Origin of the sequence: Alteribacillus sp. YIM 98480, from assembly GCF_009765375.1 — a bacterium.
Classification (GTDB): Bacteria; Bacillota; Bacilli; order Bacillales; family Marinococcaceae; genus Alteribacillus.
In genome coordinates this window covers 1-14,173 of record NZ_VTOK01000004.1, presented here as the reverse complement: position 1 = coordinate 14,173, position 14,173 = coordinate 1, and the positions used below count along the sequence as shown (strand labels likewise).

13 protein-coding genes are annotated in these 14,173 nt (G+C 40.2%); 1 reads left to right on the top strand and 12 read right to left on the bottom strand.

Annotation, left to right across the window (positions count from 1 at the left end):
- Position 1: 1 nt before the first annotated feature.
- From FZF09_RS06205 to FZF09_RS06190, 4 genes are all read right to left on the bottom strand, one after another.
- The gene (locus tag FZF09_RS06205; protein ID WP_158735722.1) at positions 2-739 is read right to left on the bottom strand and encodes a GntR family transcriptional regulator; all 738 of its coding nucleotides are present in this window, start codon (positions 737-739) and stop codon (positions 2-4) included.
- A 20-nt stretch (positions 740-759) separates the two neighbouring features.
- Complete coding sequence (gene nagB / locus FZF09_RS06200; RefSeq protein WP_158735721.1) at positions 760-1,527, bottom strand: glucosamine-6-phosphate deaminase; 768 nt, start codon at positions 1,525-1,527, stop codon at positions 760-762.
- A gap of 28 nt (positions 1,528-1,555) precedes the next feature.
- A complete protein-coding gene (gene nagA, locus FZF09_RS06195; protein ID WP_158735720.1) occupies positions 1,556-2,749 on the bottom strand; it encodes an N-acetylglucosamine-6-phosphate deacetylase in 1,194 nt (397 codons plus the stop codon).
- Between the two features lie 109 nt (positions 2,750-2,858).
- Positions 2,859-3,341 (bottom strand): thioesterase family protein, encoded by a 483-nt coding sequence (locus FZF09_RS06190; RefSeq protein WP_158735719.1) that lies wholly within the window; start codon positions 3,339-3,341, stop codon positions 2,859-2,861.
- A gap of 168 nt (positions 3,342-3,509) precedes the next feature.
- On the opposite strand from FZF09_RS06190, the gene FZF09_RS06185 reads away from it, so the two are divergent.
- Positions 3,510-5,069 (top strand): BCCT family transporter, encoded by a 1,560-nt coding sequence (locus FZF09_RS06185; RefSeq protein WP_158735718.1) that lies wholly within the window; start codon positions 3,510-3,512, stop codon positions 5,067-5,069.
- Positions 5,070-5,283: 214 nt separating this feature from the next.
- Here FZF09_RS06185 and FZF09_RS06180 read toward each other — a convergent pair whose 3' ends face one another.
- The 8 genes from FZF09_RS06180 to FZF09_RS06145 form a co-directional block, all read right to left on the bottom strand.
- On the bottom strand, positions 5,284-6,561 hold the full coding sequence (locus tag FZF09_RS06180; protein ID WP_158735717.1) for a TRAP transporter large permease: 1,278 nt from the start codon (positions 6,559-6,561) through the stop codon (positions 5,284-5,286).
- Positions 6,558-7,022, bottom strand: a complete 465-nt coding sequence (locus FZF09_RS06175; protein WP_158735716.1) for a TRAP transporter small permease — start codon at positions 7,020-7,022, stop codon at positions 6,558-6,560. The genes FZF09_RS06180 and FZF09_RS06175 overlap by 4 nt, the downstream gene beginning before the upstream one ends.
- A gap of 344 nt (positions 7,023-7,366) precedes the next feature.
- Positions 7,367-8,452, bottom strand: coding sequence for a TRAP transporter substrate-binding protein (locus FZF09_RS06170; RefSeq protein ID WP_158735715.1), 1,086 nt, complete (start codon positions 8,450-8,452; stop codon positions 7,367-7,369).
- Between the two features lie 45 nt (positions 8,453-8,497).
- A complete protein-coding gene (gene rhmD / locus FZF09_RS06165) occupies positions 8,498-9,682 on the bottom strand; it encodes an L-rhamnonate dehydratase (RefSeq protein ID WP_158735714.1) in 1,185 nt (394 codons plus the stop codon).
- A gap of 24 nt (positions 9,683-9,706) precedes the next feature.
- A complete protein-coding gene (locus tag FZF09_RS06160; protein ID WP_158735713.1) occupies positions 9,707-10,732 on the bottom strand; it encodes a galactitol-1-phosphate 5-dehydrogenase in 1,026 nt (341 codons plus the stop codon).
- 13 nt (positions 10,733-10,745) lie between these two features.
- The gene (locus tag FZF09_RS06155) at positions 10,746-11,651 is read right to left on the bottom strand and encodes a fumarylacetoacetate hydrolase family protein (RefSeq protein WP_158735712.1); all 906 of its coding nucleotides are present in this window, start codon (positions 11,649-11,651) and stop codon (positions 10,746-10,748) included.
- Between the two features lie 21 nt (positions 11,652-11,672).
- Positions 11,673-12,425, bottom strand: a complete 753-nt coding sequence (locus FZF09_RS06150) for an IclR family transcriptional regulator (protein ID WP_158735711.1) — start codon at positions 12,423-12,425, stop codon at positions 11,673-11,675.
- 391 nt (positions 12,426-12,816) lie between these two features.
- A complete protein-coding gene (locus FZF09_RS06145; RefSeq protein WP_158735710.1) occupies positions 12,817-14,004 on the bottom strand; it encodes an MFS transporter in 1,188 nt (395 codons plus the stop codon).
- Between the last annotated feature and the right edge of the window lie 169 nt (positions 14,005-14,173).

Sequence of the window (14,173 nt, the reverse complement as noted above, 5' to 3'; positions counted from 1 at the left end):
TTTAGCTTGAATGTTCATCTCTAGGCATATGAATGCTGAATTTATAGCGGTCCCCTCGGTAAGCGGATTTAACGTATTCAAATGGTGTGTCATCTTGCAGATGAGTCAGGCGGGAGATCCATAAAATAGGGTCGCCTTTTTTTATATTTAATAGCACTGCTTCATTTTTTCCAGCGACAGCAGATTCAAGGGTTTGATCGGCAAAACCTATTTTTAAATTCAGTTCCTTTTCAATATATTGATAAAGCGATTTACCGGCATGCTCTTCGGTCAGTCCTTTTATTAAATTGGCATTAATATAAGTGGTTTCCAGTGCCATTGGTTCTTTGTCTGCCAGTCGAATACGCTGCATTTCATATACTTTGGCGTTTTCGTTAATGTTTAGAGCTTTTGCTGCGTCGCTGCTCGCTTGGGTTTCACGAAAATAGTTGAGGATATTTCCGGGTTCGAACCCGCGTGCTTTCATATCTTCAGTAAAGCTCGTTAAACCTTGCAGCGTTTGTTCTAGTTTTTTTTCTGCCACAAATGTACCTTTTCCTTTTTCACGCCTTAGCAGCCCTTCGTTAACAAGCTCTATAATTGCTTGGCGCACCGTCATACGGCTCACTTCAAATTCTTCTGCAAATATGCGTTCGGATGGAAGCATATCTCCGGGCTCCCACTCTCCGGCGTTCATTTTTTTCCGTATCATCTCTTGGATTTGATAATAAATGGGCAGCGGTGAACTTTTGTCAATCATCCGGTTTCCACCTCTTTTCATTATAAAACATTCAAGCTGTCATGTTTTTTCCATTCATTTTCTGAAACAGCTGAAAGCGCTTCTTCATCCGCTATGATTGTAACATACGGATGACTTCTTAAAATGGATGCAGGAAATGCCTCTTCTACATCGCCTTCCAACAGATTTTTCATTGCTTGTTTTTTTCGTTCCCCTGAAGCGAGCAGTACGATACGGCGGCTGTCCATAATAGAAGCAATACCCATGGTGATAGCACGTTTTGGAACTTCGTTTTTATCTTCAAAGTAACGGGCATTTGCTTCTCTCGTTGATTCCTTCAGCTCCACGATATGAGTGCGGGAGTGATGAGGTGTTCCGGGTTCGTTAAAGCCGATATGACCGTTTTCTCCGATGCCTAACAGCTGTAAATCAATGCCGCCATGCTCATCAATCAATTGTTCATACCTATTGGCTTCTGCTTCTAAATCAGCAGCATTGCCTTTAGGAAGATGCGTTTGCTCTGCTTTCAAATCCAATCGATGAAACAAATGCTCTTTCATGTATGCATGATAACTATTCGGATGATCGGGCGTGAGACCCTCATATTCATCAAGATTAAATGTTGTTATTTGAGAAAGATCTAGATCATTCTGTTTTGCTTTCTCGATAAAGGCTTCGTACGTTCCTTCTGGCGTACCGCCTGTCGCAAGGCCCAAGACCACGTTAGGTTGAGCCTGTACTTTTCTAAAAAGAAGTTCGGCTGCATATTCACTCATCTCTTTATAATTCGTGACCCGAACAATTTCCAATCGGCCCACCTCCTTCAAATTTTTATGCTTACTTTTCGTATGCAAGCGTACCGCGGCACCACGTTCGAATAACCTCTTGATCAGGGCCTAACTGAACAAAATCAGCGTCTTTACCGACTGCAATATTTCCTTTTCTGTTTTCAACCCCTAGCTTGCAGGCGGCATTCCACGATGTCATGGCTACTGCTTCTTCTAAACGGCAGCCAGTAAAATCAATGATATTTTTCATCGCATCGTTCATCTTTAATACACTGCCAGCAATTGTTCCATCCGTTAAATACGGACGATTTCCTTTTACGGTGACAGTTTGTCCACCCAGGTCATACTCTCCGTTTTGCAGACACTTTGCTCGTATCGAATCGGTAATCATTAACAGTCCGAAAGGCCCCTTCATTTGGTAAGCCATGTTTACCATAGAAGGATGCACGTGAACGCCGTCCGCTATGATTTCATTTGTCAATTCATCCCGAGTAAGAGCTGCTGCTGCAAGTCCCGGTTCTCGGTGGTGCAGCCCGCTCATTCCGTTAAATAAATGAGTCACATGAGTCAATCCGTGGTCGATCGCTTGTTCTATTTCTTCTATCGAAGCGTTGGAATGAGCAGCCGATGCTATTACTCCAGTGTCTTTTAAATAACGAATAACTTCATGATTTGGATCTTTTTCAGGTGCAAGAGAGACCCACTTTATGAACCCTTTTGCCGCCTCCTGCCATTTTTTAAACAATTCAATATCGGCTTCGCACAAATGCTCTTTTGGCTGAGCGCCTGCTTTTTCTTCGGTGAAAAAAGGCCCTTCTAAATGAACTCCGAGCATTTCTGCTAGATCAGATGGCTGCTGTTTCTCGGCAAAAGCAGCTGCGTTTTCTAATGCGTCTGTAATGGCCTCTTCACTTTGCGTTAGTGTAGTGGCCAAAAAAGACGTCGTGCCTTCTGATGGCAGGGATTTGGCAATCGTTGTTAATGCTTCAGGTGTCGCGTCCATCGTATCTGCATTATTTGTACCATGTATGTGCACATCAATCATTCCCGGTACTAAAACCGTGTCCGGGTTTATTTTTATCTCTTTTATGCTGCTCCATTCTTTCTTGCTAAAGTCTTTTTCAACATTTTTATCATCACCAATTGCCGTAATTTTACCGTCTTCCACGAAAATATACGCGTGTTTTAATTCTTGCGCTGGGTTTATGATGGTAACGTTTCGAAGTAAAAAGGACTTCGTCACTTGTAGTACCCCCTCTTTTGGACACGATTGGTCTATACCTGTTTACCTTCATGATAGCAAACTGTTAATATAGTTGTCTAGACCATCTAAAATAAAGGAGGAACCCCTCCTAATTTTGTTCATTCTCTTTTTTGCTGCGAATTCCAATACGCTGACCAGCTTCTTGCGGCCATTCTTCTCCTTCATGTTCGGCTTTTGCTTTATGTATTAATTGCAGCACCTTTTCTGGAAAGCGTCCGGCTCGTCGTTCGGCTTGATTAACAGCCAGCATCATTGTTTCACAAGTCGCCAGCCTATCACCATTTTCATTATGCATTTCCAAAAACAAATGAAGACGTTTTTCATCATAATCAAGGAGCTTTCCTAAAACTTGAAACGCTTTCCCTTCTAATATTTCTTTTATATAGACAACATGGGTTTCGAGTGTGAAAATAGTGACACCGTAATGATTTCGTCCTTCTTCGTCAAGCCCGAGTGAACTGGTGAAATGCTCTCCAGCAATGCTGAACACTCTAAAATAAGCTGCGTCATTCATATGTTTATTGTAATCGACAAAGTCTTTTTTTACATCATCTTTATATAATAAACGCATGCCCTTCCCCTCCTTTTATTCTACAACTTTCCACATTCTCTTATAAATTCCTTTCCCTTTGCTTTAGAAAAAATTTCATTTTTCATTTTCCTTCTTTTTGGTATACACACATATTACAGAGCCGGACAGGGAAACTTGAATAATACATATAAACGTGAGGAGATTGCTATGGATAAAAATATCATGGATTGGCCAACGTTTTTTGGGGCTTTGCTTTTATTAATTGTGATTGCAGCGCCGCTCGTTATTACTCCAGATTATGGAGAAGCCGTGGTAACAGCGGCTAACACGTTCGTAACCGAAAACTTTGGTGTTCTTTACCTATTAATTGGAATGGTTTTGTTTATTTTTTTACTTTACATTGCATTTAGCCGCTATGGTCGAATTGTTCTCGGGAGTCGCGGGGTGGTTCCGGAGTTTAATACTCTTACCTGGGCAGCGATGCTTTTTGCGGCTGGAATTGGTTCAAGTGTTCTGTATTGGGGAACGATTGAGTGGGCGTACTACTATACAGGACCTCCATTTGGACTGGAAGCTGAATCAGCAGAAGCAGTGGAATGGGCGACAACCTACGGCATTTTTCATTGGGGGCCGATTGCCTGGGCAATCTATTGTTTGCCTGCTCTGCCAATCGCTTATTTTTACTACGTGCGTAAACGACCGGTTTTAAAAATTAGCGAAGCGTGCCGTCCGGTTTTGAAAAAATATGCAGATGGCCCAGTTGGAATAATAGTTGATATCTTATTTATGTTTGGTCTGCTCGGTGGTGCCGGTACGACGATGGCTCTTGCTACTCCATTGATCGCTCAGGGAGTAAATTATTTTACCGGGATAGAACCAAATATGGCCTTAAATACGGTGGTGCTCGTTATAAGTACAATTATTTTTGCTGTAAGTTCTTACAGCGGACTGCGTAAAGGTATTCGTATTTTAAGTAACATTAACCTTTGGCTTTCTTTTGTTTTATTAGGCTTTATTTTTATTGTTGGACCGACTGTTTTTCTTGGAAATACGATGTTTAACAGCATTGGAAGGCTCGCTGATAACTTTTTTAAAATGAGTATGTGGACAGAGCCTTTTGCAGGTGTCGGCGGCGTAGAAGGAACGGGATTTCCAGAAGCATGGACCGTTTTCTACTGGGCCTGGTGGCTGGTGTATGCTCCTTTTGTCGGACTGTTTGTTGCACGTATTTCAAAAGGACGTACCATTCGTGAAATGATTGTCGGTACGCTTGTTTACGGTACGATCGGTTGTGCCCTGTATTTCGGCATTCTAGGCAACTTCGGGCTTTATTTACAGTTAAGCGGACAATATTCTGTCGTTGATGTATTAAACGAACAAGGCGCGCCCGCTGCAATTATTGGAACGATTGCCCAGCTGCCGGCAAGCAATTTGTTTGTTGCGATATTTGTTATTTTAGCGATCATCTTCTTGTCCACCACGTTCGATTCTGGTTCCTATATTTTAGCATCGGTGACGCAAAAAGAGATTGATGACGAGCCATTGCGCTGGAACCGGTTGTTTTGGGCGTTTGTTTTAGCCGCTCCATCGCTTGTGCTTATGTTTCTTGGCGGGCTTGAAACGCTGCAAACAGCTAGTATTGTCGGCGGCTTTCCTTTGATTTTTATTATGGTGATGCTGATTATTTCGTTTACACGAGCGATTAAAGAAGACATGCCAAAAACATTTGGAAGCAAATATTTTATTTATCGGGATGAGCAGGAATAAAGCAGCACACAAAAATCTTTGTTCAAATATAAGAAAAGCGCAAGCGCCCTGGTCAGCCGCGACAGGTTCTGGAGCTTTCGCGTAGGGTCGCCTGCGGCCCGGAGTCGAAAGGGAAGAAATCCCGAGCGGCTGGGCGCTGAAGCTAGACATCAAAAACGACAAATATTTATAATTTCTTACTTTTAAAGAAATGAACAAAGATTTCTTCTTTTTATTAATCAATTAAACTAGGCAGAAAAGTTGATACATCCGGGAAATATGCTACAAACATGATCACGAGGACAATTAACGTGAAAAATGGCCATAAATAACGTAATGTCTCTTTAAAATTGGCCTTTGCAATTCCATTGGTAATAAACAGCAGCACTCCTACTGGAGGTGTAACACCGCCAACAATAAGAGTGATCGCTACGACGGTAGCAAAGTGAAAAGGATCAAATCCTGCCGTTTCTGCGATAACAGATAACACTGGAATAAAGATGATTGTAGCGGCAATAGTTTCAATCACACAACCTATAATTAATAAAATGATAACGATCAACAGCATCAATAAATAAGGATTACCAGTAAACTCATTTAACCAAGCAGATATTTGCAGTGGAATTTGTTCATTAGCCAAGATCCATCCGAATATCGAGGCTGTGGCTGCAATAAATAATACCATAACACTCGTATGAGTGGATTGAACAAGCACTTTATAAAGGTCTTTTAACTTCAACTCTTTATAAATAAATATGCTTACAATTAACGAATAAACAACAGCGACAACACTTGCTTCGGTAGCTGTGAATATTCCAAACAAGATACCGCCTAATATAATAATAGGTGCCAGCAGCGCCCAGAATGCACTTAAAAAACTTTGCCATACTTCTTTTAAAGTTGCCCTTTCTTCATATGGCAGGTTATGTTTAACTGCTCCTACATAGTTAATGACTAAAAGACCTGCTGCCATGACCAAACCAGGAAGAGCCCCAGCCAAGAATAGCTTTGAGATAGACAATCCTGTTAATGAACCATAAATAATCATAATAATACTGGGAGGTATGATCGGTCCAATCGCTCCAGCACATGCTGTTAATGCTGCCGCATAACCTCTGGGATAACCGCGGCGTATCATGGATGGGATCATGACAGAACCAACGGCTGATGTATCAGCAGAAGCCGAACCCGAAATCCCTGCAAACGTAGTACTTGTGAAGATAGTAGCATGCCCGAGACCGCCTTTAATATGACCTAGTAAACTATTAGCAAAGCGCACAAGACGGTTAGATATACCACCATGTTCCATTATAGAGCCAGCTAACATAAAGAAAGGAATGGCTAAAAAAGTGAAACTGTTTAATGTATTTACAATACGCGGCATCACTTGAGCAAGCGTCACATCCGTAGTTAAAAAAAGGGTAGCAATAGAGGAAACTCCGATGGCAAATGCAACAGGCATTCGTAAAACGAGTAATAAAAACAGCAGCCCGAACATTAATAATAAAGTCATGAACTTACCCCCTTTTCTTTAACTAAGTCAATAATGTTTAACACCGTATATAAAAGCATAAGTATCGCGCCAATCGGAATAGAAAGAAATACATATCCCATTGAAATTCTTAATACAGAAGATGTTTGGATACTTGTCACTTCTACGACCTGAAAACCATACTTAATTAAAATCCCAATAAAAACTAAGATCGTCACATTCACTAAGATATCTATGATCCTTGTTACTTTTCTCGGAACAGAGTCACCTATAAAGTCAACTACAATATGTTTTTTCTCCCGTAATGCATAAGCGGAACCTAGCATTACAAACCAAATAAACAAAAATCTCATCGCTTCATTAGGCCAACTCAATGGAAACCCAATAAATCGGGTGAATATTTGCAGTACAGCTAAAAGTGTTATGATACTAAATAGCGATACTAAGACTACTCTTACGCCTTTATTAAACACTTTCTCCATTAATCCTCATCCCTTCCTTTTGAAAGGAGGAGCTGTCCCATAAGTCAGTTCTGAGAAAACGCAACTGGAATATGCTCGCTTTTACCCTCAAGGGCACAAGTGCGACATCTACTCAAACTCTCTTTGATCGTTCTCGTAGTGTCTTCTTTGCAGCGGGCGGCGGCTCAGCCTCCTCGTGAGAAAAAACGTCTTACTTTCACAGGAAGTGGTGGCTTCTACGTTGACGTGTGCGGTTTTAGTAGAAGTTCCTTTATCTTCGCTTATCCCGCAGGAGTCTCGCATATTCCAGCTGCTTAGATGATTTTCATAGCCTAAACTAACCTTTTGAGACAGCCTCTAATTCTCTACTCCAATTCAGCAATCTGTTCTAATAGATCGGTCATTCCTTCTTCTTCTGCATAGCTTTCTACAAATTCCATAGCAGATTCACGAAATTCCTTTTTATCAATGTCTAGTGTTTCGAGTCCTTCTTCTGATAGTTGTTCCTTATATTCTTCATCACGTTCCATCGCTAATTCACGGCCGTACAATGCAGCTTCGCGCCCAGCCTCTTCAATTAATGTTTGATCCTCACTAGATAATTCATCATAGAACTGCTGACTGATGTTCAAAGATAGGACAGTGAAGATATGCTCCGTTGGAACACGATATTCAACGACTTCGTGCAAACCATCAGAATATATACTTTCAGCTGATCCTTCAAATCCGTCAGCTACACCTGTTTCAAGAGAATTATACAAATCTCCCCAAGGTATAGAAGTAGCGGAAGCTCCCCAGGATTCAACCGTACGGGAATATTGCGGGGCATCCGGTACGCGCAGACTCATTCCATCTACATCTTCTATTCCACTAATTTCTTCATTAATTAGTAAATCGCGAAACGCTGAGTCTACCCAGCCAATCGATTTAATATCAACAGCAGCCAATTCCTCTTCTAATGTTTCAGCAACGGAACTATCCAATACATCATGCACATGGTCATAGCTGCTGAAAGTGTATGGTAAGTCTAAAACACCTACTTTTGGAGCAAAGTTTGATAAGACTCCTGCATCATTAATTGTCATCTCTAATGAACCTACTTGCAGCGATTGAATAAGTTCACTTTGTCCTCCTAATTCACCAGATGGATGAATATTGACACCGATGCGTCCGTTTGATTGAGATTCAACAATCTCTTCAAATTTTTCTGTCACCGCAATTACTGAGTGGGAAGGCGGCAAATGAGAACCAAGACGAATACTTATTTCTTCTTCTTCACTATTAGCATTTTCACCGCTGTCTTGTTCCTCAGCTGCCGTATCCTCTGTCTCTTCACTATCTGCTCCTGTAGCCGTTTCATTCTCATCACCGGATTCATCTGTTAAGGAACTGCATGCTGCTAAAGCCAATATGAGTACCAACATCAATGTAAAAATGAAGCTTTTTTTCATTTTTTCAACTCCTTCACATTATTGATAACGCTTACAGTAATGAATCTAATCTTTTTCTACCTGTTCTAGATTGTTATCTCGATTCAATTCTACTCCAAACCCAGGTGTATCAGGCAATTTCACTTTTCCGTTTTCTGGAAGTGTTTCCCCTTCTAATAAAGGGTAAAATTGAGGGATCACCTTATCAGCTTTTGGACTCATCATGAGATATTCTGCAAAAGGACTGTTCGTTTTTGTCATTACATAATGGTAACTATAAATACCACTGCCGTGAGGAATAACGTATTTTCCATAGCTTTCAGCAAGATTTCCTATTTTGATTAGCTCCGTTAATCCTCCGCACCAGCCGACATCAGCTTGTAAAATGTCCATGTCACAAAACTCTAGCAGCATTTTAAAGCCGTACCTTGTAGCTTCATGTTCACCTCCAGTTACTAAAATATTATTAGGTGCTCGTTTTTTTAGATCCCGATACGCCCAGTAATCATCGGGGTTAAAACACTCTTCCACCCATTTAAAATCCAATTCTGCCGACTTTTGCATCAATTTTTGGGCATATGGCAAATCTAGTGACATCCAGCAGTCCCACATCAGCCAAAAATCTTCTCCCACCTTATTTCTCATGGATTCCGCTTGTTCCATGTTTTTTCGAAGGCCTTCTTCTCCATCACCTGGTCCATATTTTAATGGCATTTTTCCGCCAATAAAGCCCATTTCCTTTGCTAAATCAGGTCTGGGTCCAGTCGCATAACATGGTAATTCTTCTCGTACTTTTCCACCAATCATGGCATAAACTGGTTCTTGTCTTAACCTTCCTAATAAATCCCAAAGAGCCAAATCGATCGCTGATATCGCATTCATAACGATACCTTTCCGGCCGTAAAAAAGAGAACCTCTATACATTTGGTCCCACATTTTTTCAATGTTCTCTACCGGCTGCTCCACGATAAACCGGTCTAAATGATTCATAACAATCCAAGCAGCTGGGTATCCGCCAGTTGAAATCCCGACTCCTACTTCCCCATTGTCTGCTTCTACTTCTACCACTAACGTTTTTAATGCATTAATACCGAAACTTGTACGTGTTCGTTTATATTCAGGGTAGATACTCATTGGAGTGGCTATTTGTTTTACAATCCAATGCTCTTGGGCTTGATCATGATAGTCGCCTCCCCCTCCGCTTACAACATACGCTCGTATACTTGCAATCTTATGTCCGGTTACTCCCATTCTTCCTTTACCTCCCAAAACGTTTTATTGATTTACTTGAAGAAAAATTTTACTATTTTTCACCTTACCTTCAATTAAATCCATAAATGCTTGCTGGCCTTCATGGAGCTGCCTCACTTCTGACCAACCTTTTGAATCTATCTCACCTTCTACTAACAGTTGAACAGCATCATGAAAGTCTTGTTTCGAATAGCAAAAAGATCCTAATACTGTAACCTCGTCTCTTATAAAATTATTGATAGGCAGCGGTGTTTCATTGATTCCTAGTCCAATATTCATAATGACGCCCCCGGAATTCACCAAATCAGCAGCTTGTGTTCTTGTTGGCAAAAAGCCGGCAGCATCAATTACCACATCAATTCCTTTAGGTCCGGCGATGTCAGAAAGCGTTTGTTCTACATCTTCTTTATCAGGGTTTAATGTATACTTAATCCCTACATCTTTTACTGTCTGCAGCCTTTCATCATTAATATCAGTCATGATAATGCGGTTTGCACCAAGAATATCAGCGACAAAAGCACTCAGCACACCTATCGTACCAGCTCCATAAATTAAAACGTTTGAAAGGGGACGGTTTTCTAATGCTCTTCTAACAGCTCTGAAGCAGCATGCCAATGGTTCTGCTAAAGATGCAGTATACGAATCCAAAGAACTTGGAATCTCAATTACCGTACTCTCCGGAACCGCCACATATTCTGCAAAAGCACCTGAACGATGGATCCCAACAATTTGCCGGTGATCACATAAATTTTCTAATCCTTTTCGGCATTTCGTACAATGACCGCAATTTATTAGAGGATTAATGACTACTTTGGATCCTTCTGAGATTTGTTTAACTCCTTGTCCTACCCTTTCTACACGTCCACAAAATTCATGACCCATAATTAATGGAGGAACTCTTAAACTATTATGACCTAAAAAACCTTCTATCTCTGAACCACAGATACCGACTACATCAACTTTTATAAGAACTTCTTTTTCCCCTGGTTCTGGAATATTTCTTTCTTCTTCATCTAATTGTTTTGGTCCATTCCATGCTAATACTTTCATTGTCAGCCTCCTGTTATCGAACGTTATTTTCCAATACACCTATTGATTCGATCTCGAGCTTACACGTATCACCCGATTTCAAAAACACCTTTGGATCACGAAATACGCCAACGCCATGCGGAGTACCGGTTGCAATTATATCTCCTGGTTCAAAGGTGAAACCTTTTGACAAATACGAGATAATATAAGGAATCTTGAATATTAAATTTTTTGTGTTGGAGTCTTGTAGTTTTTCTCCATTTAACTCTAGGGAAATAGCAAGGTTATGTGGATCTTCTATTTCGTCTTTTGTCACGATTGTTGGTCCAATAGGTGCAAAAGTGTCATATGATTTTCCTCTTACCCATTGAACATCTTCGAATTGAATATCCCTGGCACTCACATCATTCATAATTGTGTAACCAAACACATAATCCAAAGCTTCCTCTTCTGTTATGTTTCTTGCCCTTTTTCCAATAACTACCGCTAATTCTACTTCGTAGTCAACTTGTTCTGATTCTTCTGGCAGTTCGATCTCATCACCATCTCCTATTAAGCACGACGCCCATTTAGAGAAAATCATAGGCTTTTTCGGAGGCTCAACGTTTTGTTCAATGCAATGGTCCATATAGTTATTACCTACGCAAACAACTTTACCAGGATGGGAAATAGGTTCTTTAACATCTATCTCTTCAATGTTGTATTGGAAAGATGAAACTTTATCTGTATGATTCTGAGCCCATTCCCATACTTCCTCAATTTCCTTAAGAACTTGTTCATGATATTGAATGATAGATAATAAATCATTTTTCTTTTCTAAACTTTTGGCATTCTCAGAATTATAAACTTGCCTTAACCCATCCAAAGAGAAAACGTTACCTTTGTCCAGAATTCCAACTTGTTCTGATTCATTTTTTGCTTTAAAAGTAAGTAAATGCATACTCTTCATCCCTTCTGATCTTTACAATGTTTGATTTGTCGATAATTTTTTTGCTAGTTTCATAATTTCATTAGCAGCAAGTTGTTTCTTTTCAGGCCAATTGTTTTCAAGCATCGTAAAACTGACACCTGCTATAATTTGATTATCTTTGTTGTAAATCGGAGCCGCTACACAACAAAATCCAATGGAGCCTTCTTGTTCTTCCACTACATAACCATCTTCTTTTGCTTGTTTTAACTGTTTCCACAACTCCTCTACGTCAGCAACCGTATTTTTCGTTTGCTTTGGCAGATCTTTTTCTGGGAAAAGCTCTATTAGTTCTTCATATGTGTGGTCGATTAATTGAATTTTTCCGATAGCAGATGCATGAGCCGGAAACCGCATTCCTGGGTCTGTAACTAACCGAGCAGGCGAACTCCCTTCTTCTCTTGCTAAATAAAACACTTCAGCATCATAGAGTTTCCCCAATTGAATATGTTCATCTACTACTTCAATCGCTTTTGCTGCCTCCATAGAAAACGTTTCCAAAATATCGAACTGCCTAAAATATGCTGAACTAAAAGAACCTAACGCAGGACCGAGCGTGTACTTTTCACTTTTGTCTTTTTGGATCCATTCTAAGGTTTCTAATGTGTTCAGTAATGAATACATAGAGCTTTTATTAATTTCCAATTTGTTGGAAAGGTCAATTAATCTTAATTGAGAAGGATGATTAGCAATTAAATCAATAATAATATTTGCTCTTTCTAAAGCTGGAACCCAATATTTAGGCATTTTGACGCCCCTCCTTCCTTCTGGTTTATTATTATAAACTAAGTTTTTTATATTGAACTAATGTTATTCTAACACATAATTACTAATTGTCAAAAAATTTTTCGGGACAGATTTTGTTTTATTAAAAACTTGGTTTACCGCCAAGTCCAAATGACAGGAGTCGTAGTTTTGCTTATCAAAAACGTCAAACATTTATCATTTCTTACCTTTCAAAAAAAGGCTGCCCATAATATAATGGACAACCTGTTCAAAATGAAAATATAGGTTATTGGACACCCTTTTGTCCTAACTTGTAAGTTTTTGGTTAGGAGCAGTTATTCATAAGGAATTTATTAAATCAAACGATTGATTAATCTTTTCACTATTTTGCAGTGTGAAACATACTGAGCTGTTAGTTATCACTAACTTTTTCATTATTATCTTCGCTAGCATTCGGTTCTTTACTTACTTTAAAAGCAGTGCCTAAGCCTAACGAAATCGCACATGCACTAATAATAAACATACTAACTAAGCCCATGGCGCTTGCCACAGCTCCAAGTAAAAGCGGTGTGACTACTTGTGTCATACGTGTCACGGTCAGCCTCAGTCCAAGTGTTTCTGCTGAGCGTCCCTTTATCGTGGATTCAAGTGTGAGCGTAATGGATAATGGAGCGCCGATCCCAAGACCGATTCCTAGGCAAAATACTAAAATGCCTGTTACGACAAGGGACGGAGAAAATGGCAGTCCAACCAAAGCAACAATGATTACGAACATGGTTGCGGTTAGTAGTTTCGTGCTTCCTAAAATGGTTATTAAACGAGAAAGATAAAACCGAATGATGACCCCTGCGAGACCATTGATAGCGATAAAGGTGCCTATGACAGAATCACTATATTCAAAATGAACACCTAATAACGGAAAAAAGGTCATGTATAAATCCCTGGAAAACAAAACGAGCGCACTGAAAATCAACGCCAGCCGCAAACTTGGGATATGCAATAATTTCATAAAGGAATTGGAGCCGTTTTCTTTGTCGTTGGCGTTTTTGTCCGTTTCGGCCGGTGGTTCATCTGGAATAAAAGAAATAATGAGACTGCCAATTAAACCAACTCCCGCTAACATGAGAAAGGTCATTTGATAGTTTGTTAGATCAGCAGCGAACCCGCTGGTAAGTGGACCGAGAAACATACCGACGCCAACCCCTAAACTAAACCACGAAACATTTTTACTTCGGTTATTATTGCTCGATATCCTTCCGACATAATCTTGCGCAGCTAATATGAAGATGGTTTGAGCGGATCCTGCTATGATTTGGGATGCATATAAGCTGTAGATATTTGAAAAAATCCCAGGCAGTGCGATGCCTGCTACACCTAAGTACCCGCCGATAATGAGTGCCAGCTTTGAATGAAGATGGTCTATTTTTTTCCCCAGCCGAATAGCAAATAAGAGAGGAAAAAAGGAAAATAAACTTGTTATCAACCCAATATGCGTAGCGCTCGCCCCAAGATCATAAGCAAATAACGATACGGTTGGACGGGTTCCCATAAGCGATAAAACATTAAGGCAGCATATAATCATAATTAGAGCAAGTTTCACTTTATATCACCAATCTCTAGATATTATCTGCTTGCTTGGAAAAGCTGTGACTAGATTTTGATAATCCGATGGAATAAGAAAAGCGCAAGCTCCCTGGTCAGCCGCGACAGGTTCTGGAGCTTTCGCGCAGGGTCGCCTGCGGCCCGGAGTCGAAAGGGAAGACATAAGA